The organism is Burkholderia sp. NRF60-BP8 (assembly GCF_001522585.2).
In the GTDB taxonomy this organism is placed as follows: Bacteria; Pseudomonadota; Gammaproteobacteria; order Burkholderiales; family Burkholderiaceae; genus Burkholderia.
In genome coordinates this window covers 2892060-2913156 of sequence record NZ_CP013373.1, presented here as the reverse complement: position 1 = coordinate 2913156, position 21097 = coordinate 2892060, and the positions used below count along the sequence as shown (strand labels likewise).

Below are 21097 nucleotides of genomic sequence, written 5' to 3'. Positions count from 1 at the left end.
GGCCCGTTGCGTCATTGCGCTTCGTCGTCGCCGTGGCGTCGGCCGTTGCGCCGGCGCAGCCCCGGCCCGAACGTGAAGCCGAACGCGAGCAGCACGAACGACACCGCGAGCACGATGTTGTTGCCGCTCGTCACGTACGGCGTGAAGCCGCTCGTGCCTTCGATCCGCACGTCGAGCGAGCCGATCGTGAACGGCTTCAACTGACCGAGCACGCGGCCGTGCGCGTCGATCGCGGCCGTCATCCCCGTATTGGTCGAGCGCAGCATCGGCCGGCCCGTTTCGAGCGAGCGCATCCGCGCGATCTGCAGATGCTGGTCGAGCGCGATCGTGTCGCCGAACCACGCGAGATTCGTCACGTTGACGAGCACGCCGGGCGGCTGCGGATTGTCGCGGATCGTCGCGGCGATTTCCTCGCCGAACAAATCCTCGTAGCAGATGTCGGCCATCACCGGCTGGTTGTGCACGAGGAACGGCTTCTGCACGGGTGCGCCGCGCGCGAAGTCGCCGAGCGGCATCTTCATCAGATTGACGAACCACCGGAAGCCCCACGGAATGAATTCGCCGAAGGGCACGAGGTGATGCTTGTCGTAGTGATAGATGTCGCGCGAGTTCGGCGTCACGCCGTACAGGCTGTTCGTGTAATCGACGTAGCGGCCGTCCTCGGTCACCGACGCGCCGACCGCGCCGAACAGCACCGCCGAACCGGTCGTGTCGCTGAACTTGCGGATCGCGACGGCGAACGGTTCGGGCAGTTCCTGGATCATCACCGCGATCGCGGTCTCGGGCGTGACGATCAGGTCGGCCGGCTTCTCGACGATCATCTGCTGGTACATCTTGATCGCCGCGTCGATGCCTTCCTGCTCGAACTTGATGTCCTGCTTCACGTTGCCTTGCAGCAGCCGCACGGTGAGCGGCGCGTTCGCGGGTACGGTCCACGTGACCTGCGACAGCGCGAGGCCGGCCGCGACGAGCGTGACGGCGATGCCGGCCGGCGCGGCGATGCGCACGCGCGCGTTGCCGCTCGATGCGCCGTCGCCGCCGACGCGCAGCGGCGACGGGCGCGCGGCGAGCGCCTGCACGACCAGTGCGGCGAACAGCGCGAGCACCCACGCGATCCCGTACACGCCGACCACCGGCGCAAAGCCCGCGAACGGGCCGTCGACCTGCGGGTAGCCGCTGCCGAGCCACGGAAAGCCGGTGAACACGGTGCCGCGCAGCCATTCGCCGAGCGCCCACGCGCTCGCGAACGCGAATGCGCCGTGCCAGGTCGGCGAGAACGGCCGCGGGTCGGGCTCGCGGCGCTGCCACGCATGGCCCGCGCAGAACGACCACAGCCCGGCCGAGAACGCCGGGTACAGCGACAGGTACAGCGAGAACAGCACGAGTGCGCCGCCCGCGAGCGGCGCGGCCATCTCGCCGTACACGTGCATGCTGATGTAGAGCCACCAGACGCCGCTGATGAAGTTGCCGAAGCCGAACGCGCCGCCGGTGAGCGCGGCGCCGCGCCAGCTCGACGTGCGCGTCAGTTGCGCGAAAAACCAGACGAATACGACGAGCTGCAGCCAGCCGCCGTGCGGCGTGGGTGCAAAGCTGAGCGTATTGGCCGCACCGGCGAGCAGCGCGGCCGGATAGTGCCAGCGCGGCAGCGCGCGGCCGGGCGCCGGCGCGAGAAGGCCGCCAGCCGGGCGGGACGGGATCGGATCGTCCATGTGAAGCGGAAGAGGGCGAGCGGTTGAAGGAAGCGCGGCTGGCGCGGGGCGGTCAGTCTTCGTGCGAGGTTTCGGCGCGACGGCTGGCGAGCGGGTTGCGGCGCACCAGCAGCACATGAACCTGGCGCGCATCGCCGCGCTGGATTTCGAACACGAGGTTGCCGAGCTGCAGCTTCTCGCCGCGGTGCGGCACGCGTCCGAAATGATGGGTGATCAGCCCGCCGATCGTGTCGACTTCGTCGTCGGAGAAATCGGTGCCGAACACCTCGTTGAACTGCTCGATCTCGGTGAGCGCGCGCACGCGGTAGCGGCCGTCCGGCCCCGAGATGATGTTGCCGGCTTCCTCGTCGAAGTCGTACTCGTCCTCGATGTCGCCGACGATCTGTTCGAGCACGTCCTCGATCGTGATCAGGCCCGCGACGCCGCCGTATTCGTCGACGACGATCGCCAGGTGATTGCGGTTCACGCGGAAGTCGTGCAGCAGCACGTTCAGGCGCTTCGATTCCGGAATGAACACGGCCGGGCGCAGCATCCCGCGCACGTCGAACTCTTCCTCGGCGTAGAAGCGCAGCAGATCCTTCGCGAGCAGCACGCCGATCACGTTGTCGCGGTTCTCCTCGTACACGGGATAGCGCGAGTGCGCCTTTTCGAGGACGAACGGGATGAAATCCTCGGGCTTGTCGGCGATGTTGATCGCGTCCATTTGCGCGCGCGGCACCATGATGTCGCGCGCGCACAGATCGGATACCTGGAACACGCCTTCGATCATCGACAGCGAATCGGCGTCGATCAGGTTGCGTTCGTGGGCGTCCTGGAGGATTTCCAGCAACTCGCCGCGGGATTCGGGCTCGGGCGAGATGAAGTCGGTCAGGCGCTCGAGCAGCGAGCGCTTTTCTTGCGGTTTGTCGGTTGGCTTACGACTGGGATACGAATCGTTCATGGTGGTGCGCCCGGGTCATGCCGGGGCGCGCGGTCACGGAGTAGGCAAGGATACACCAAGGGCACGACGCGGCCGTGTCACCCGGCCGCACGGCCAGGTCGGGCGGCTCGCGCTGCCCCGCTCGCGGACGGTCGCGCCGGCCGCGCCGGGCGCGGCGGCGTCCTCGGGCTCATCCTATCGCAGAAAGAGCCGGCGGGGCGCGGCGGCCAAAAAACGGCGGCGGGAAGGGCGACGCGGCCCGACGCGGGAAACGGCCGTGACGGCGGCATTCCGCCGCAGACGGGCGCCGCCGGCGCGCGGTTCAGAACCGCATGCCGGCCGAGCAGCCGCCGGCGGCCGCGCCGTTGGTCGCGGCGCCGCCGCAACCGAGTATTCCGCAGCCGGACAGCGCGACGCTCGCGGCGACGAGCAGCGCGGCGATCCTGCAACGTGACCGGCGTGACGGTTTCATCGGCAGTGTCCTCGTGCGAAAGCGTGGGCGGCGCGGTGTCGCATGGACGCGGCAGCCCGGATGTCGGGTCGAATCATCGGCATCGCGCCAGCAACCCTTCCAGCGCGCGGTCGGGGATGCCGCTCGCGCGCAGCGCGTCGACCGTGCGGCTCACGTAGTCGAGCGTCGTGCCGTAGCGGCCGGCCGCGCAGCCGAACACTTCCTTCACGACGGAGTCGGTCAGCTTGCCCGTATAGGTCGGTGCGTCGCGGCGCATCACGAACGCGAGCGCGGTCACGCGTTCGCCGGTCTCGAGCGAGCACGGCAGCCACGCGGGCCGGTACGAGCCCATCGGCATCTCGCGCTTCCACAATGTCTCGAGGTGCGGCTGCGCGGTCGGCCCAGAGAGCCGGAATGCGATGCCCGCGCACGAGCCGCCGCGATCGAGCGCGAGCACGAGGCCCGGCCGTTCGGGGGTGCCGCGGTTCACGCGCGACCACAGGTAGAGCCCGCGGTGATAGCCGTGCACCTTGCCGCGCACGGCGGCGACGGTCGGCAGCCCGGGGTTCCAGATCAGCGAGCCATAGCCGAACAGCCAGAGATCCTGCCGGCCGTCCCAGTCGCGCATCGTATGCGCGAGCGACGCCGCGAGCTCGTCTTCCGTCAGCAGACGGCCTTCGCCGATCGACGGCGGGTAGGCGGGCGGCAGCATCGCGGCGTGACGCATCGGGCGGAACGCTTACTGGTACGGGTTCGGGAAACCCAGTTTCGCGAGGATGTCGACTTCGAGCGCTTCCATTTCGGCCGCGTCCTCGTCGCTCGTCTCGTGATCGTAGCCCTGCGCGTGCAGCGCGCCGTGCACCAGCAGGTGCGCGTAATGGGCCATGAGCGGCTTGCCCTGGTCGTGCGCTTCCTTCTCGACCACCGGGCAGCACAGCACGAGATCGCCGATCACGGTGCCGTCGGGCGCCGGGTCGTACGCGAAGGTCAGCACGTTGGTCGGGTAGTCCTTGTGGCGGTAGCCGGCGTTCAGCGTACGGCCTTCGTTTTCGCCGACGAAGCGCACGGTGAACTGCGCGCTCGCGAACAGCGCCGGCTCGATCCATTCGGCGATCAGCTTGCGCTTGGGCAGCGTCTTGCGCAGCTCGCTCGTGATCTCGTCGCCGTACTGCACGGACAGGTCGAATTCCAGCGCGCGCGGCTCGTCTTCGGGGTCGTCCTCGCGCGGAGCGAATTCGGCGCCGACGTGCAGCGTCACGCTGTCGTAGTGCTCGGGCTGCAGCGCGAGCTTCGCGCGCATCGCCGGATCGTTGTGCTGCGCGACGATCGCGACCGCCGCGTCGCCGGAGCTGCCCGACAGGTCGAACATCAGACTGCGGCCGTCCGGGAAGTCGATCCGCAGCCCTTGTGCGTTGACGGTCCGGGCCTTGCCCTTCGCGTCGAACAGCGAAAGGCGGGGGGAGTCGGACGCGGCGGACGAGGCGCGGCCGGATTTGCGGGAACGAGAGGATTTCATGACGCGTGCGGCGATTGGGACGCGTTGAGGATACACCAAACGGCCGATCGCGCCCGAATTCGCCCGGGCGAAAAAAAGCCCGGCGCGCCGTCTGGCGGGCCGGGCCGGCAGGCCGGGGCAGCGCGCCGCCGCTCAGCCGTCCTGGTGCTGCGCGTGGAATTCGTCGTACGCCTCGACGATGCGCGCGACGAGCGGATGGCGCACCACGTCCGCGCTCGTGAAGCGCGTGAGCGCGATGCCGCGCACGCCGCCGAGTACCTGCTGCGCCTCGACGAGGCCGCTCTTGTGGCCGCGCGGCAGGTCGACCTGGCTCGTGTCGCCGGTCACGACCGCCTTCGAGCCGAAGCCGATCCGCGTGAGGAACATCTTCATCTGCTCGGGCGTCGTGTTCTGCGCCTCGTCGAGGATGATGAACGCGTGGTTCAGCGTGCGGCCGCGCATGTACGCGAGCGGTGCGATCTCGATCATCTGGCGCTCGAACATCTTGGCCGTCTTGTCGAAGCCGAGCAGGTCGTACAGCGCGTCGTACAGCGGCCGCAGGTACGGGTCGACCTTCTGCGCGAGATCGCCCGGCAGGAAGCCGAGCCGCTCGCCGGCCTCGACGGCCGGGCGCGTCAGCACGATCCGCTTGACCTGGTCGCGCTCGAGCGCGTCGACCGCGCACGCGACCGCGAGATAGGTCTTGCCGGTGCCGGCCGGCCCGATGCCGAACGTCACGTCGTGCGACAGGATCTGCTTCAGGTATTCGCGCTGGGCGGGCGTGCGGCCGCGCAGGTCGGCGCGCCGCGTGTAGAGCTTCGGCGCCGGTTCTTCGTCCGGCTCGTCCGCGTCGATCTGCACGACGGGTTCGTCGAACGGATGGTCGGGGTCGCCGCGAAAGCGCACGTCGAGCGGTTCCTGGCGGCCGTTGCCGGCCGTGTGGCGCACTTCGACCAGCGCGAGCTGGATGTCGTCGACCGACAGCGGATCGCGCGCGCGGTTGTAGAAGTTTTCGAGCGCGGCGAGCGCGAGCTTGGCGCCGCGCCCGCGGATCGTGATCCGGTGGCCGCGCCGCGCGAGCGTGACGTCGAGCGCCTGTTCGATCTGCCGCAGGTTTTCGTCGAGCGGGCCGCAGAGGTTGGCGAGGCGCGCGTTGTCGTCGCGCGGGGCGGTGAATTCCAGTGCTTGGACGGTCTTCAAAGTAGCGTCGGGCTCCTGTCGGGCGTCGGTCGGTCAGTGGGTGGCCGCGCTCGCGTCGTCGCTGACGAGCACGAGCTCGCCGCGCAGCGAGTGCGGGTACGCATGGTTGATCTTCACGTCGATCATCTGACCGATCAGGCGCGGGTGCGACGCGAGCGGCGCCGGGAAATTCACGACCCGGTTGTTCTCGGTGCGGCCCGCGAGTTCGTTCGGGTCCTTGCGCGACGGGCCCTCGACGAGGATCCGCTCGACCTTCCCGACCATCGACCGGCTGATGTGCGCGACGTTCTCCTCGATCGTCGCCTGCAGATGTTGCAGGCGTTTGAGCTTCACTTCGCGCGGCGTGTCGTCGGCGAGGTTCGCGGCCGGCGTGCCCGGGCGCGGGCTGTAGATGAACGAGAAGCTGGTGTCGTAGCTCATCTCGTGCACGAGCGCCATCATCTTGTCGAAATCTTCCTCGGTCTCGCCGGGGAAGCCGACGATCATGTCGGTCGACAGCGACAAATCGGGGCGGATCGCGCGCAGCTTGCGGATCACCGACTTGTATTCGAGCACCGTGTAGCCACGCTTCATCGCCATCAGGATGCGGTCGGAGCCGTGCTGGACCGGCAGGTGCAGGTGGCTCACGAGCTTCGGCACCTTCGCGTAGGTGTCGATCAGGCGCTGCGTGAATTCCTTCGGGTGCGACGTCGTGTAGCGGATCCGCTCGATGCCGGGGATGTCGGCGACGTATTCGATCAGCGTCGCGAAATCGGCGATGTCCGACGAGCCGGCCGTCAGCGCACCACCGAATTTTCCACGATAAGCGTTCACGTTCTGGCCGAGCAGCGTGACTTCGCGCACGCCCTGGTCGGCGAGGCCGGCGATTTCGGTCAGCACGTCGTCGAGCGGGCGCGACACTTCATCGCCGCGCGTGTACGGCACCACGCAGTAGCTGCAGTACTTCGAGCAGCCTTCCATGATCGACACGAACGCGCTCGGCCCTTCGACGCGCGCGGGCGGCAGGTGGTCGAACTTCTCGATTTCGGGGAACGTGATGTCGACCTGCGCGCGGCCGCTCGCGCGGCGCGCGTCGATCATCTGCGGCAGGCGGTGCAGGGTTTGCGGGCCGAACACGAGGTCGACGTACGGCGCGCGCGACACGATCGACGCGCCTTCCTGGCTCGCGACGCAGCCGCCGACGCCGATCAGGAGGCCCGGCTTCGCTTCCTTCAGCTCGCGCACGCGGCCGAGATCGGAGAACACCTTCTCCTGCGCCTTCTCGCGCACCGAGCACGTGTTGAACAGGATGATGTCCGCGTCTTCCGGCGTGTCGGTCTTTTCGAGGCCTTCGGCCGCGTTGAGCACGTCCACCATCTTGTCCGAGTCGTACTCGTTCATCTGGCAGCCGAAGGTCTTTACGTAAACTTTCTTGGTCATGGGGATTCGCCGTTCGCAGTGGTTGACCTGGGGGCGTCGTCAAGAGTGGGTCGGGACGGCCGTGCGCGGCGCGCGAACCGCGCGCTGCGAGCAGGAAAGGCCGTCGGGAAAGCCTTCCATTATAGCTTTTCACGCCGCGACGGACGGCCGCCCGGTTGCGGGCGCGCGACGCCGGCTCGGGGGGGGCCGACCCCTACATGGCGGCGGGACGGCCGTCAGCGGCACGCGTTCAGCAAGTCGTCGAGCGCCGCTTCCTCGCGCGCGAAGCGTTCGGCGAGAAAATCGAGCAGCACGCGCACGCGCGGCGCCATGTAGCGCTTGCTGTGATAGATCGCGTGCAGCGGCGCATCCTGGTGCCGCCAGTCGGGCAGCAGCACGCGCAGCCGGCCCGCGCGGACGTCGTCGGCGATGTCCCACAGCGACTTCAGCGCAATGCCGTGGCCGCGCAGCGTCCATTCGCGCGTGAGGCCGCCGTCGTTGGTCTCGAACGCGGTCGACACCGGCACCGTGTGGATCTGCACTTCGTCGCCGCGCGTGAAGTGCCAGGTGTTCATCGGGCCGGACGCGATCGTGATCACGTTGCACGGAAAGCGGGCCAGATCGTGCGGATCGGCCGGCACGCCATGACGCTCGACGAACGACGGCGCCGCGCACAGCACGCGCCGGTTGGTCGCGAGCCGGCGGGCGATCAGCGCGCCGTCGGGCGGGGCGGCGAAGCGGATCGCGAGGTCGATCTCGTCCTGCCACAGGTTCGACGACGAATCGGACGCCGTCAGCGAGAACGTGACGCCCGGATGCAGCGTCGTGAATTCGTGAAGCCAGTCGAGCAGCTGGTGGCGGCCGAAATCGGACGTCGACGACAGCCGCACCTTGCCGCTCACGACGTTGCGGCCTTCCTGCAGCATCGCGTCCGCGTCGTCGAGCGCCTGCAGCGCCTGGCGGCAGCAGTTCAGGTACAGCTTGCCTTCGTCGGTGAGCCGCAATTGCCGCGTCGAGCGTTCGAACAGCCGCGTCGCGATCTTCGCCTCCAGCTTCGCGAGCCGCGCGCTCGCGGCGGCCGGCGTGAGGTTCAGCTTGCGCCCGGCGGCGGACAGGCTGCCCAGTTCCGCCGCCTCGACGAACAGCCGGATGTCGCCCAGTCGGTCCATGCGATTTTCCAGAGATATTTGAAAATGGTTCAAATGCCACGCCAATTATCAAATATAGGCGTCTTCGGGACAATGCGCGCACATCCCGCTTTCTTGTGCGGTGCGGCACCGAACCGGCGCCGCGGCCGCCGCCTTCCGGAGAACGTCATGCCCCTTCCGTTACTGGCGCTCGCGATCAGCGCCTTCGCCATCGGCACCACCGAATTCATCATCATGGGCCTCCTGCCCGACGTCGCGCACGACCTGGCCGTGTCGCTGCCGTCTGCCGGCCTGCTCGTCACCGGCTACGCGCTCGGCGTCGCGGTCGGCGCGCCGCTGCTCGCGGTGCTGACGAGCCGCATGCCGCGCAAGGCCGCGCTGCAGGTGCTGATGGCGATCTTCATCGTCGGCAACGTGCTGTGCGCGACCGCGTCCGGCTACGCGATGCTGATGGTCGCGCGCGTCGTCACGTCGTTCGCGCACGGCTCGTTCTTCGGCATCGGCGCGGTGGTCGCCGCGTCGCTCGTGCCGGCCGACAAGCGCGCGAGCGCGATCGCGCTGATGTTCACCGGGCTCACGCTGTCGAACGTGCTCGGCGTGCCGTTCGGCACGTTCGTCGGCCAGTTGCTCGGCTGGCGCGCGTCGTTCTGGATCGTCGCCGCGCTCGGCGTGCTCGCGCTCGGCGGCGTGGCCGCGCTCGTGCCGAACCGCCACGACGGCGGGCCGGTCGGCCTCGGCCACGAAGTGCGCGTGCTGAAGGAGCCGCAGGTATGGCTCGCGCTGCTGATGACCGTGCTCGGCTTCGGCGGCGTGTTCGTCGTGTTCACCTACATCGCGCCGATTCTCGAGACCGTGTCGGGCTATTCGCCGCGCGCGGTCGCGCTGATCCTCGTGCTGTTCGGCGCGGGGCTGACGATCGGCAATACGATCGGCGGCAAGCTCGCCGACCGCGCGCTGATGCCGTCGCTGATCGCGATCCTCGTCGCGCTGATGGCCGTGATGGCCGCGTTCGCGAAGACGAGCCACCTGCCGGTCGCGGCCGCCGTCACCGTATTCGTCTGGGGGATCGCCGCGTTCGCGACGGTGCCGCCGCTGCAGGCGCGCGTGGTCGAGAAGGCCGCGAGCGCGCCGCATCTCGCGTCGACGCTGAACATCGGCGCGTTCAACGTCGGCAATGCGGGCGGTGCATGGCTCGGCGGCCTCGCGCTGGAACACGGCTTCGCGCTCGATGCGCTGCCGTGGGTCGCGGTCGCGGTGACGTTCGCGGCGCTCGTCGTCACGTGGCTCGCGATGCGGCTCGATGCGCGCGGCCCGGCGCGCGGCGCGGCGCAGGCGGCGCAGTGAGCGGCGCCGCGGCGCCTTGCGCGGCGACGCCATGGCGGCAGGAAAAGGTTCGCGAGAAACGCATTCCTCCGCGATGCTGATAACGGTGTGAAGATAACTTCGTTTGCCCGTGCAAGGGCGGGTGATAGCGTCTCGATACGCGCCACGACCGGCGCAACCCGATTCCGGCTTACCCCCTATGCAGGGCCGCGCGGCGGCCCGGAGGCCATGCTATGTCTTCATCCCTGGCGCTCGTGCGCGACGTGTCTTCCTTCGAGTCCGGCAATGCCGCCGACCTGCGCGCGTCCGCGTCGCTCGACGCGCTCGAGCAGGTCGTCGGCGTGAACCTGGCGCGCTTGCGCGCCGAGCGGCAACTGTCGCTCGATGCGCTCGCGCGGCTGTCCGGCGTGTCGCGCGCGATGCTCGCGCAGATCGAATCGGCGCGCAGCGTGCCGTCGATCAAGGTGCTCTGCAAGATCGCGGCGGCGCTGAAGGTGTCGGTCGCCGCGTTCCTGCGGCGCCATGCGGTGAACGGTTTCGAGCATCTGGCGGCCGAGCGCGCGTCGCGCGTGGTCAGCTCGAACGGCCGCTTCTCGGCACGTGCGCTGTACCCGGAAGGCGAGCCGGCCGCGGCCGAATTCCACGAACTGCGGATCGCGCCGCTGCATACGGAACCCGGCACGCGCCGCGCACCCGGCACGACGGTCAACCTCGTCGTCAGCGAAGGCACGCTCGAGGTCAGCGTGCACGACCGCCGCCAGTTGCTCGCGACCGGCGATGCGATCGTGTTCGATGCCGACCAGCCGTACAGCCTGCGCAACCCGGGCGACAGCGAAGCGCGTGCGTTCCGCGTGACGGTGAGCCCCGAGGTGCCGCCGCGCTGGCTCGTGCCGGACGCGGCGCACGCCGCCGCCAACTGATCGCGCGCCGCGCGGCGCGACTGCGTTTCCCGGCCGTCGCGGCGTCGCTTCGCCGGCCGTCGCGGCGTCGCGGGTGGGTCCGCCGGCCGTTTGGACGAGGCCGTTAGACGGAGTCGTCAGTAAGGTTTTACCGGTCGTTCGCTGCGCGTCGCGCGCGGCTGTTGTATGCTTGGCCCGCCGATGACGGGGCGTTCCCGTCCGGCAATCAGTGCGTCTTCAGGGCGGGGTGAAATTCCCCACCGGCGGTAGGCCGGCGTAAGCCGGCGAGCCCGCGAGCGCCCGCGCATCCGCGCGGGGTCAGCAGATCTGGTCGAATGCCAGAGCCGACGGTCACAGTCCGGATGAGAGAAGATGTGCAGATAGTCATGTCCGTCAGGGCCGCTTCGCGCTGCATGCGAAGCGGGTTGTCGTTCTGTCTGTTTGCAATGCCCTGAAACGTTTTTCGCCCAAATCGTATTTGCGAGGAGCGTTTCACATGTCCTTGATGTCCGTTTCGTCGGCGCCTGCCGACGCCTTTGCCGATCTCCCGCTGCTGGATTCCGAACCGGTGCCGCCGCGCATCGCCGCTGCGCTCGACGCGATGCGCGCCGGCCGCGCGGTCGTGCTGCAGGACGACCACGACCGCGAGAACGAAGCCGACCTGATCGTCGCCGCCGAGCGCATCACGCCCGAGACGATGGCGCTGCTGATTCGCGAGTGCAGCGGCATCGTGTGCCTGTGCCTGACCGACGACACGGTGCGCGCGCTCGAGCTGCCGCCGATGGTGCAGACCAACGAAAGCCGCAACGGCACCGCGTTCACCGCGTCGATCGAGGCGCGCGAAGGCGTGCATACCGGCGTGTCGGCGGCCGATCGCGTGACGACGATCCGCGCGGCGATCGCCGACGATGCGAAGCCGTACGACATCGTGCGCCCCGGCCACGTGTTTCCGTTGCGTGCGCAACCGGGCGGCGTGCTGGCGCGCCGCGGTCACACCGAAGGCACGGTCGACCTGTCGATTCTCGCGGGACTGAAACCGGCCGGCGTGCTGTGCGAGCTGATGAATCCGGACGGCACGATGACGCGCGGCGACGACGTCGAGCGCTTCGCGCAACGGCACGGGCTGCCGATGCTGACGATCGCGGAACTCGTCGAGTTCCGCGAGGCGCTGGCGGCGGCGCGCGAACGCTGCTGCGAGCCGGCGTGACGACGCCGCACCGCGCACGCGACCCTGCGGAAATGGACGTTCTCCGATGTCCGGCATGAGGGCGACCTCCTAGACTACCGGACTCCGAAGCATGCCGGCCGTCGATTGTCCGGCCTGCTTCGGGCCTGGATCCGCCCGGCGCCCTATCCGGGCGGGGCGGTCAGTCAATCAACGGAGGAAATACCAGATGCGTGAAATCAATGCGGTCGAATGCGGTCATGTGAGCGGCGGTTTCGATTGGTCGAACGGGAAGCCGATGCCGATGCCGAGCCTGCCCGCTTGCAAGCCCGGCACGCTCCTGAACCTGCTTGCCAACTGGCTGGGGGGCTGGCGCGAGAATGCCCGTCCGACGCCGATGCCGTTCGTGACCGAATGGGACGGGGTGCCGGAGCACTGGCTGCGTCCGTTCGGCCAATAACCATCGGCACAGCACGCGGAATGCGCTGCCGCGTTCCGCCCATCGCCTTTACATTACGGCGCGGTCGCCATTCCCGCGGCTGCGCCGCCCGTCACCACGGCACGTCGCCGAATTCTCCGCGCATGCCGGCTTCGACGAGCGCCGGCAGTTCGTCCATCCTGCGCATGATCCGCGTGATGCCCATCGCGCGCAGCGCGTCCGCGTAGTTGTCGGGGATGTGGCTCGCGCCGACGAACGCGATCGTCTTCATCCCGGCCGCCCGCGCGGCATTCAACCCCGAAATGCTGTCCTCGACGACGATGCAGCGTGCCGGCTCGACGCCGAGCGTGCGCGCCGCATGCAGGTAGACGTCGGGGTAGGGCTTCGGCCGCGCGACCTGTTCGGAGCTGAACACGCGCTCGCCGAAGATCTCGGTGAGCGATGCGCGCTTCAGCGAGCTGCGCACGCGCACGAGCCGGCTGTTCGACACGACGGCGGCCGGCAGCGCGATCTTCAGCAGCGCGTCGCGCACGCCGCTGATCGGCGCGAGCGATTGCGCGAGCGCGACTTCGATGTTGTGCTCGATGGTCTCGATGAAGTTGGCGGGCATCTCGATCCCGAAGCGGGATTCGATGCCGGCGAGGAAGCGCGACGTCTGCTGGCCGAATGCCGACTTCGCGGCGGCTTCGAAATCGAGGTTCGGGAACGTGGCGGACAGCGTGTCGAGCAGCACGCGGTCGGCGATGACTTCGCTGTCGACGAGCACGCCGTCGCAGTCGCAGATGAGGTGATCGAGCATGGTGATGAAAACGCGGGAGATCGGCGACGCCGATCGATTCGCCATCATACGTGCTTTCGCGCGCAGGCCGCGCGACGTAGCGGCAAATTTGCCCGATGCGGCCGTGCCGGTGCGGCACGCCGTGCCGGTCGCGCCGCCGATCGCGTGGCGGCGGCCCGCTTGCCCGGATCGCCGCCGTCGTGTGCTGCGTCACAGCTCGATCGCGCGCCCCGTTTTCCACGACGTCGTCGCGGCTTCGGCCAGTTCGAGCGCGGCGAGCCCGTCGTCGATCGTCGTCCGGACCGGTGTGCCGTCGCGCAGCGCGTCGACGAAATGCGCGATCTCGGCCGCGTATGCGTGCCGGTAGCGTTCGAGGAAGAACGGCTCCGGCACGTCCGTCGCGATGCCGCCCGCGAGCCATGCGCTGACCTCGGTCGGCCGCACGTTGCCGGCCTGCAGCATCCCGCGGCTGCCGAGCAGCTCGAAGCGCTGGTCGTAGCCGTAGGCCGCGCGCCGCGACGTGTTGATCTGGCACAGCAAGCCGCGCCGCGTGCGGATCGTCACGGCGGTCGAATCGATGTCGCCGGCGTCGCGCACGGCCGGATCGGTCAGGCAGCTGCCCGTTGCGTGCAGCGTCTGCGCTTCGTCGCCGAGGATCCAGCGGAACACGTCGAAGTCGTGGATCAGCATGTCCTTGAAAATGCCGCCCGAGCTGCGGATGTAGTCGGCCGGCGGCGCGCCCGGATCGCGGCTCGTGACGACCAGCATTTCCGGCGCGCCGATTTCGCCGCGCTCGACGCGCGCCTTCAGCGCCGCGAAGGTCGGGTCGAAGCGGCGCTGGAAGCCGATCATGCAGGTCACGCCGGTGCGCCGCACGACGTCCGCGCACGCACGCGCGCGTTCGACGGCGAGGTCGACCGGCTTCTCGCAGAACACCGCCTTGCCCGCGTTCGCGGCCGCGACGATCAGGTCCGCGTGCGTGTCGGTGCTCGACGCGATCACGACGGCCCGCACCGACGCATCGCCGAGCGCGCGCTCGATGTCGGCGGCTCGAGCGCCATGCGCGCGGGCGAGGGCTTCCGCCGACGGCGCGTGCCGGTCGATCACGTACTTCAGTGTCGCGCCCGGATGGCGCGCGAGGTTCGCCGCGTGGATCTTGCCGATTCTGCCCGCGCCGAACAAAGCGAATTCGATCATTTCGTGCTCCTTGGGATGATGCTTTTTCACGATACGCGCCGGCGTGGGTCGCGCACCGTCACGACCGTCCGCTCAGCGATCCGCCAGCGCGTCGCGCACATAGTCGATGCTCGCCCGCAGCCGGTCCTCGATGTCGCCGGCTTCGGCGATCTCGCTCGCGAACGGCTCGAACGACAACGCGCCGCGGTAGCCGCGCGCGAGCAGCGCGCGCAGTTGCCGGATGTTGCCGAGCCGGTCGGCGCCGCCGACCAGCACGCGGTGGCCGTCGCGCATGCGGTCGACCGGCAGGTCGGTTTCCTCGACGCCCGAGAGGTGCACGAGGCCCGTCAGGTTCGGGAAGAAAATGTCTTCGCCGGCGAGGTGATGATGGAACGTGTCGTGCACGAGCCGGAACACCGATTCGCCCGCCGCCGCGTAGATGCCCTTCACCGCGTCCGACTTGCGGCGCAGCGCGCACTCCTCGAAACCGAGCGGCTCGATGAAGCCGAGCAGGCCGCGCGCGTCGAGGATCGGCTTCAACGCCTGCAGCGCCGTCACGAGATCCGCATGGCGCGCGTCCGCGCCGCGCGTGTCGCCGCGGCTGTTGGTCGGGCACAGTACCAGCGCACGCGCGCCGCATTGTGCGGCGTAGTCGGCCAGCGCGGTCGCCTCGTCCGCGCGCTCGGCGTTCCATTGCTCGAAGCGCTGCAGCGCGTTGATCGTCAGAATCGTCACGCCGCCGGCTTCGGCCGTTGCGCGTACGGCGGCCGCCGGCGTGCCGTCGGCGAGCTCGACGCCATCGAGATCGTTGCGGATCTCGATGGCATCGACGCCGAGGCGGCGGCACAGCGCGACGTAGCGGTCGAGCGGCAAGCGCGGCGCGCTCATCCGGTTCAGCGAAAAGTGGAAGGCTTGCGTCATCGTTCTGTCCTTGGGGCTCGAGTGGGGCAGGGTCCGGATCGGGTGTCGGCATGCGCGGCAAGCGCTTGCCAGGCGTCGCGCAGCCATTGCGCGCACGCGACGTTGTTGTCGAAGATCGAATAGCGGGCGCCGCCGCCATAGTCGGGAAACGGAATGAACTCGCAACTGATCTGTTCGAGGCGTGCCGGCCGCGCGTCGGCGGGAGCCTGCGCTTGCGCGCGCAGCAACTGGCGCAGCGCGGTTTTCCACGGATCGAGCGACGCCGCCCGCCATTCGCCGTGATAGGCGCCCGGCGCGGGTGCGACGAACGGATACTGGATGCCGCGGCCGGGCCTGCCGTCCGCGCGGCGCATCCAGCGGTTGTCGGGGTTGTTCGGCGTCACGCTGCGCGCATGCGCGTGCCGGACCCAGCCGCGCGCGATCCAGTCGGCGTAGATCGCGGCGGGCGATGCCGGGTCGAGCATCGCGCGGCCGCCGTCGGCCGACTCGCGCAGGCCCGCTGCGTCGAGTTCGGCGCGATTGCCGATCTTGAACAGCAGGTGCGAATGATCGAGCGTGATCCGGAACGGTGCGCCGGCTTGCTCGACGTGCCGTGCGACGCGCGCCACGCGCGCGAAATGCTCGCTCCACATGTCGACGTGCACTTCGAGGCTCGGCAGGCAGCCGACCGGCTCGCCCCACGCGTAGGCGCGCAGGTAGAAATCGGCGACTTCGCGATCCGACAGCGGATGGCCGTCCGCGTGGTGCGCGAACAACTGGCAGTTGAGCACCGTGCTGCCGAAGCGGGCGCCTGCCGCGACGATCTCGGCGACGTGCGCTTCGTCGCGGCCCGCACGCCAGATGCCGCCGATCACGCGAATCGGCAGCGCGTGGCGGTCGACCAGCGCGAAATACGGCGACAGGTCCTCGCCGCGCACCGGATTCTTTTCGACGTAATCGAACACGCCGGCAGCGGCGACCATCCGGAAGCGCTCGGCGGGCGTGGGCGGCGGCAGCCCGTCGTGCTCCAGCACGCCGTCGAGGTTCACGCCGATGAGGATCGGTTCAGCCATCGTCTCCTGTCCGTCGTCGTCTGTTGATGGCTGATCACTGTACGGATGCGCGGCGCGAGCCGCATGACAAACGTTGACGAAATATCGCCAATGCGGCGATCGATTTTTTCGTCGCGAGGTTGCGGCACGCCGTGCGGCGCGATTCACGCGTGCAGGTACGCGCTCGTTCTCACGTTCGCCGGACAGAACACGCGGAATTCGACCGGGTCGTCCGGCGGCGGCTGTTCGACGATGCCGCACGCATGCAGCACGTGCTGCAGCGCGGAAAGCGCCTGACCGTCGGGATCCTGATCGATCGCGAGATCCATCGCGCCGGCTTCGATGAAGGTGCGGTGCAGGTCGATCATCTCGTGGCCGATCCACACGACGCGCCCGATCGCACCGGCCTTGCGCAGCGCCGCTTCGATCCCGGCCGACCCGGCGCCGCTGTTGTAGATCGCGACCACGTCGTCGTGCGCCTGCAGCGCCTTCGACACCGCGCGGTAGCAACGGTCGTCCTGGTCGAGCGTCTCGACCGGCGCGTCGTCGCAGCGCACGGCGGCGAACGCGTCGGCGAGCTGGTCGCGGCAGCCGGCCATCCGGTCGGCGTGCGCGCGGTAGCCCATCCGGCCGCCGAGCAGCAGCACGCGGCCGGGGCGCGCCGCGAGTCGGCCGATGTAGTAGCCGGCCGTGCGTCCGGCGCGATAGTTGTCGATGCCGGCAAAGTGCGCACGGTTGATGCCGCCGATGTCGGTGACCATCGTGACGACGGTCTCGCCGCGCGCGATCGCGCCGGCGAGCGCGTCGCGCATGCGGGCCGTGTCGTGTGCGGTGACGATCAGCGCCGCGCGCCGGTACGCGGGCCGTTCGATCAGCGCGGCGGCGCGCTCGTCGTCGGCGGCGGGCAGGATCGTCCGGTGCACGACCACGCGTCGGTCGAGCATCTGCAGCGAGCGCTGCAGCGCCTGCTGCAACCGGCGGAAGAACGGCGCGTCGGTATCGGGCAGCAGCACGTCGACGTGGATCAGCCCGTGCCGCGTGTCGGGCAGTTGCCGCGGCACGCCGAGCTGCCGAGCGGCCGCCACCACGCGTTCGCGCGCCTGCGCGGAGACGCTGCCGCGTTCGTTCAGCACGCGGTCGACGGTCGTCGTGCTGACGCCGGCGAGCGCCGCGATCTCGTCGAAGCGCGCGGTGCGCTTGCGCCAGCGCGGCCCGGATTCACCTGCCATGGTCGTCTCCATCGTGGGGGGCGCCATCGATCGCGTGGCGTTGTCGGGAACGCTAAAGCGATGGCGAAATTTCGTCAACGTTTCGATTGAGGCGGGGCGGCCGGTCGCCTAATTTCGGTCTTGTTGCGAAGCGCTTGCCGCGCACGAGAACCCGAGGAGACAGAAGTGGCCCATACCGACGACCCGGCACGCGCGAGCACGGCAGCGCGCCGTCAGGAATACCGAATGATCGGCGGCGCCGGCGAGCGCGCGCACGCGGCCGGGCTCGTGAACGCCGCGTGGTACCGCTGCGCGGTGCCGCGGCCGTTGATGAAGCAGCTGATGCAGCGCGGCGATGCGCGTGCGATTCGCGACACGCTGATCTGGTACGCGGCGATCGCGATCAGCGGCGCGCTCGCGTGGCTGGCGTGGCGTGCGCATTCGGCGTGGGCGATCCCGGCGTTCTTCGTGTACGGCACGCTTTACTGCAGCCCGGCCGATTCGCGCTGGCACGAATGCGGGCACGGCACCGCGTTCCGCACGCGCTGGATGAACGACGTGCTGTACCAGGTCGCGTCGTTCCAGGTGTTCCGTCGCGCGACCGCATGGCGCTGGAGTCATGCGCGCCATCACACCGACACGCTGGTCGTCGGGCGCGATCCGGAAATCGCCGCGCCGAAGCCGACCGACTGGCTCGCGCTCGCGCTGAACGTCGTCGCGCTGAAGCACGTGGCCGGCGAGCTGCGCAAGATGCTCGCGGTGTCGGTCACCGGCCGGCTCGACGACGAGGAGCGCACCTACGTGCCCGAATCGGAATGGCCGAAGGTCGTGCGCGAGTCGCGCATTCATCTCGCGATCTACGTGCTCGTGACGGGCGCCGCGGTGTACTGGCGCACGATCCTGCCGCTGCTCTACATCGGGCTGCCGAGCCTCTACGGCGCATGGCTGTATCTGTATTTCGGCCTCACGCAGCACGCGGGCATGCCGGAGAACGTGCTCGATCACCGGCGCAACTGCCGGACCGTGATGATGAATCCGGTGTTCCGCTTCCTGTACTGGAACATGAACTATCACGTCGAGCACCACATGTTCCCGATGGTGCCGTTCCATGCGCTGCCGAAGCTGCACGAAGCCGTGAAGGCCGACATGCCGCCGCCGTACCGCAGCACGCTGGCCGCGTATGCGGAGATCGTGCCGGCGCTGGTCCGGCAGACGCGCGACCCGTCCGACTACGTCGTGCGGCCGGTGCCCGGTGCCGCGCGCGCCTAGCAGTGATCGACTATCCCGACGAAGGAGACACACCATGACGCAATGGATCGACACCGGCGCGCTCGACGACATCGACGACGAAGACGTCGCGCGCTTCGATCATGCCGGCCGCACGTACGCGATCTACCGGATCGACGGCGAGGTTTATGCGAGCGACGGCCTGTGCACGCACGAGCACGTGCATCTCGCGGACGGGCTCGTGATCGATCACGTGATCGAATGCCCGAAGCACAACGGCCGCTTCGACGTGCGCGACGGCCGGCCGCTGTCGGCGCCTGCGTGCGAGAAGCTGCGCACCTACCGCGCGAAGATCGAAGACGGCCGCATCCTGATCGAGGTATGACGCGATGACGGGCGACCGGGTGATGGCGATCGTCGGCGCGGGCCATGCGGGCGGCCGCGCGGCGCAGGTGCTGCGCGCGTCCGGCTGGCGCGGGCGCATCGTGCTGATCGGCGCGGAGCCGCATTTGCCGTACGAGCGGCCGCCGTTGTCGAAGGGCGTGTTGACCGGCGAGCGCAGCGCGGTGCAATGTCGGTTGCGCGATGCCGACGCATGGGCGGCCGATCGTATCGAGCGGATCGTCGCGACCGTCGAGCGCATCGATCCGCGCGCACGCGAAGTGCGCTTGTCGGGCGGGCACGTGTTCGGCTACGACGCGCTGCTGCTCGCCACGGGCGGCCGCGCGCGCCGTCTGGGCGTGCCGGGCGCGGCGCTCGACGGCGTAGTCGCGTTGCGCACGCTCGACGATGCGGCCGCGCTCGGCGCGCGGCTCGTGCCCGACGCGCGGATCGTGCTGATCGGCGGCGGCTTCATCGGTCTCGAAGTCGCGGCGTCGGCGCGGCAGCGCGGCTGCCGCGTGACCGTGCTCGATGCGGCGCCGCGTCTGCTCGGCCGCGCGGTGCCCGAGCCGATCGCGGCACGCGTGCATGCGCTGCATGTGCAGCGGGGCGTCGCGATCGGCCTGAACCGCCGGCCCGTCGCGATTGCCCGCAGGCCGGACGGCGCACTGGCCGTCGTGCTCGACGACGGCGACACGCTGATCGCCGATACCGTGGTCGCCGGCATCGGGATCGAACCCGCGGACGAGCTGGCGCGTGCGGCGGGCCTCGCTGTCGATCGCGGGATCGTCGTGAATGCGCGGCTCGAGACGTCGGCGCCCGGCATCTATGCGGCCGGCGATGTCGCGGTGTTCCCGAGCGGGTCGTCCGGGCGGCTCGTGCGTCAGGAAACCTGGCACGGCGCCGAAACGCAGGCACGCGTCGCCGCACTCAACATGCTGGGTGCCGACGAACCGTATCGCGACACGCCGTGGTTCTGGTCCGATCAATACGACGCGCAGCTGCAGGTGGCCGGCGAACCGGCACTCGGCGAGCGCACGGTCGCGCGCATGCTCGGCGAGGACGTCGAGATTCATTTCCACTTCGACGCGAGCGAGCGGCTCGTCGCGGCGAGCGGCTTCGGCCGTGCAGCGGGATTCGCGAAGGAAATGCGCGTCGCGCGCATGCTGGTCGAGCGCGGGATCGACGTGACGCCGGGCGCGGTCGCGGATGCGACGGTGAAGCTGAAGTCGCTGGTATCGGCCGCGAGCGATCGGCGGTGACGCGCTGCGGTGCCGGCCCGAGCGCGGCCTCAGGCGGGTCGACAGCGACGAAGACGGCGATGGCCGTCGACAGGCATCCGACGACGACCGACGAGCGCCGACAGCCGACGACGACGTGAGAATGAAGCGGGGGAAGGAGCGGAGAGCGCGGCAGCGCGCGGCAACCGCTGCCGCGCGCCAGCTCGGGCGAAACCGCGATCAGATCGTCGCGTGCAGGTGCAGATACAGGCCGGCTGCCGCGGCGCCGCCGAGCAGCGGGCCGACGACCGGCACCCACGCATAGCGCCAGTCGCTGTCGCGCTTGCCGGGAATCGGGAGCAGCGCATGCATGATGCGCGGCGACAGGTCGCGCGCGGGGCTCATCGCATAGCCGGTCGGGCCGCCGAGCGAGATGCCGATGCCGAGCACCAGCAGGCCGACGGGCAGCGCGTCGAGTGCGCCGAGGCCGACCTGCGGCGACGCGAGGTACAGCACGCCGAGGATCAGCACGAACGTGCAGATCGCTTCGGTCAGCACGTTGTGCGTGACGCTGCGGATCGCCGGCGCCGTGCAGAACACCGCGAGCTTCAGGTCCGCATCCGCTTCCTTCGCGAAGTGCTGGCGATACGCGAGCCACACGAGCAACGCGCCTGCCATCCCGCCGAGCATCTGCGCGAGCACGTAGCCGCCGACTTTCGACCACGCGAACTTGCCCGCGAGCGCGAGGCTGATCGTGACGATCGGGTTCAGGTGCGCGCCGCTGAACGACGCGGTCACGTAGACGGCGACGAATACCGCCATCGCCCAGCCCATCACGATCACGATCAGGTCCGCGCCTTTGCCCTTGGTCTTCGCAAGCAGCACGTTCGCGACCGCGCCGTTGCCGAGCAGCACGAGGATCGCCGTGCCGATGAATTCCGCAATATAAGGTGACATGTTGTCTCTCGTAGAGTGCGGCGGACTCGCGCGCTGCGCGGTCCGCCGGTGT

The 21097-nt window shown here is 69.4% G+C and carries 21 protein-coding genes and 1 riboswitch; of the genes, 7 read left to right on the top strand and 14 right to left on the bottom strand.

What is annotated here, in order from left to right; all coding sequences use genetic code 11:
• Positions 1-11: 11 nt before the first annotated feature.
• The 8 genes from lnt to WS54_RS27060 all read right to left on the bottom strand — a co-directional run bounded on the left by lnt (position 12) and on the right by WS54_RS27060 (position 8341).
• A complete protein-coding gene (lnt, locus tag WS54_RS27090) occupies positions 12-1709 on the bottom strand; it encodes an apolipoprotein N-acyltransferase (RefSeq protein WP_059780528.1) in 1698 nt (565 codons plus the stop codon).
• 52 nt (positions 1710-1761) lie between these two features.
• Positions 1762-2649, bottom strand: a complete 888-nt coding sequence (locus tag WS54_RS27085; protein ID WP_034208339.1) for an HlyC/CorC family transporter — start codon at positions 2647-2649, stop codon at positions 1762-1764.
• Between the two features lie 301 nt (positions 2650-2950).
• Complete coding sequence (locus WS54_RS34040) at positions 2951-3100, bottom strand: hypothetical protein (protein WP_164728356.1); 150 nt, start codon at positions 3098-3100, stop codon at positions 2951-2953.
• Between the two features lie 73 nt (positions 3101-3173).
• The gene (locus WS54_RS27080; protein ID WP_059780529.1) at positions 3174-3806 is read right to left on the bottom strand and encodes a gamma-glutamylcyclotransferase; all 633 of its coding nucleotides are present in this window, start codon (positions 3804-3806) and stop codon (positions 3174-3176) included.
• Positions 3807-3818: 12 nt separating this feature from the next.
• Entirely contained in the window at positions 3819-4595 is a 777-nt protein-coding gene (gene ybeY, locus WS54_RS27075; protein WP_034208337.1) for an rRNA maturation RNase YbeY, read from the bottom strand.
• A gap of 132 nt (positions 4596-4727) precedes the next feature.
• Positions 4728-5774 carry a PhoH family protein gene (locus WS54_RS27070; protein WP_034208336.1) on the bottom strand — a complete coding sequence of 349 codons (1047 nt, stop codon included), beginning with the start codon at positions 5772-5774 and terminating at the stop codon, positions 4728-4730.
• A gap of 33 nt (positions 5775-5807) precedes the next feature.
• The gene (miaB, locus tag WS54_RS27065) at positions 5808-7193 is read right to left on the bottom strand and encodes a tRNA (N6-isopentenyl adenosine(37)-C2)-methylthiotransferase MiaB (RefSeq protein ID WP_059780530.1); all 1386 of its coding nucleotides are present in this window, start codon (positions 7191-7193) and stop codon (positions 5808-5810) included.
• Between the two features lie 215 nt (positions 7194-7408).
• The gene (locus tag WS54_RS27060; protein WP_059504496.1) at positions 7409-8341 is read right to left on the bottom strand and encodes a LysR family transcriptional regulator; all 933 of its coding nucleotides are present in this window, start codon (positions 8339-8341) and stop codon (positions 7409-7411) included.
• 147 nt (positions 8342-8488) lie between these two features.
• Between WS54_RS27060 and WS54_RS27055 the strand changes: the two genes are divergently transcribed.
• The 4 genes from WS54_RS27055 to WS54_RS27040 all read left to right on the top strand — a co-directional run bounded on the left by WS54_RS27055 (position 8489) and on the right by WS54_RS27040 (position 12167).
• The gene (locus WS54_RS27055) at positions 8489-9664 is read left to right on the top strand and encodes an MFS transporter (RefSeq protein WP_034208333.1); all 1176 of its coding nucleotides are present in this window, start codon (positions 8489-8491) and stop codon (positions 9662-9664) included.
• A gap of 212 nt (positions 9665-9876) precedes the next feature.
• Entirely contained in the window at positions 9877-10563 is a 687-nt protein-coding gene (locus WS54_RS27050) for a helix-turn-helix domain-containing protein (protein ID WP_034208332.1), read from the top strand.
• Between the two features lie 208 nt (positions 10564-10771).
• Positions 10772-10920, top strand: a riboswitch (FMN riboswitch).
• A gap of 118 nt (positions 10921-11038) precedes the next feature.
• Positions 11039-11749, top strand: coding sequence for a 3,4-dihydroxy-2-butanone-4-phosphate synthase (ribB, locus tag WS54_RS27045; protein ID WP_059780531.1), 711 nt, complete (start codon positions 11039-11041; stop codon positions 11747-11749).
• 187 nt (positions 11750-11936) lie between these two features.
• Positions 11937-12167 (top strand): hypothetical protein, encoded by a 231-nt coding sequence (locus WS54_RS27040; protein ID WP_059780532.1) that lies wholly within the window; start codon positions 11937-11939, stop codon positions 12165-12167.
• A 91-nt stretch (positions 12168-12258) separates the two neighbouring features.
• On the opposite strand, the gene WS54_RS27035 is transcribed toward WS54_RS27040, so the two are convergent.
• From WS54_RS27035 to WS54_RS27015, 5 genes are all read right to left on the bottom strand, one after another.
• Positions 12259-12945, bottom strand: a complete 687-nt coding sequence (locus tag WS54_RS27035; RefSeq protein ID WP_059780569.1) for an HAD family hydrolase — start codon at positions 12943-12945, stop codon at positions 12259-12261.
• 189 nt (positions 12946-13134) lie between these two features.
• Positions 13135-14121 carry an inositol 2-dehydrogenase gene (gene iolG, locus WS54_RS27030; protein WP_059780533.1) on the bottom strand — a complete coding sequence of 329 codons (987 nt, stop codon included), beginning with the start codon at positions 14119-14121 and terminating at the stop codon, positions 13135-13137.
• A 72-nt stretch (positions 14122-14193) separates the two neighbouring features.
• Positions 14194-15021 carry a TIM barrel protein gene (locus WS54_RS27025; protein ID WP_059780534.1) on the bottom strand — a complete coding sequence of 276 codons (828 nt, stop codon included), beginning with the start codon at positions 15019-15021 and terminating at the stop codon, positions 14194-14196.
• A complete protein-coding gene (locus WS54_RS27020) occupies positions 15018-16073 on the bottom strand; it encodes a hypothetical protein (protein ID WP_059780535.1) in 1056 nt (351 codons plus the stop codon). Before WS54_RS27020 ends, WS54_RS27025 begins: the two co-directional genes overlap by 4 nt.
• A 143-nt stretch (positions 16074-16216) precedes the next feature.
• Positions 16217-17281, bottom strand: a complete 1065-nt coding sequence (locus tag WS54_RS27015) for a LacI family DNA-binding transcriptional regulator (RefSeq protein WP_059780570.1) — start codon at positions 17279-17281, stop codon at positions 16217-16219.
• A gap of 165 nt (positions 17282-17446) precedes the next feature.
• Here WS54_RS27015 and WS54_RS27010 point away from each other — a divergent pair, with 165 nt between their 5' ends.
• From WS54_RS27010 to WS54_RS27000, 3 genes are read left to right on the top strand one after another with little or no spacing between them, the layout of a single operon-like run.
• Entirely contained in the window at positions 17447-18529 is a 1083-nt protein-coding gene (locus tag WS54_RS27010; protein WP_059780536.1) for a fatty acid desaturase family protein, read from the top strand.
• 34 nt (positions 18530-18563) lie between these two features.
• On the top strand, positions 18564-18872 hold the full coding sequence (locus WS54_RS27005; protein WP_059780537.1) for a non-heme iron oxygenase ferredoxin subunit: 309 nt from the start codon (positions 18564-18566) through the stop codon (positions 18870-18872).
• A gap of 4 nt (positions 18873-18876) precedes the next feature.
• Positions 18877-20130 (top strand): NAD(P)/FAD-dependent oxidoreductase, encoded by a 1254-nt coding sequence (locus WS54_RS27000; RefSeq protein WP_059780538.1) that lies wholly within the window; start codon positions 18877-18879, stop codon positions 20128-20130.
• A 198-nt stretch (positions 20131-20328) separates the two neighbouring features.
• On the opposite strand, the gene WS54_RS26995 is transcribed toward WS54_RS27000, so the two are convergent.
• Complete coding sequence (locus WS54_RS26995; RefSeq protein ID WP_027785355.1) at positions 20329-21045, bottom strand: MIP/aquaporin family protein; 717 nt, start codon at positions 21043-21045, stop codon at positions 20329-20331.
• Positions 21046-21097 lie beyond the last annotated feature (52 nt).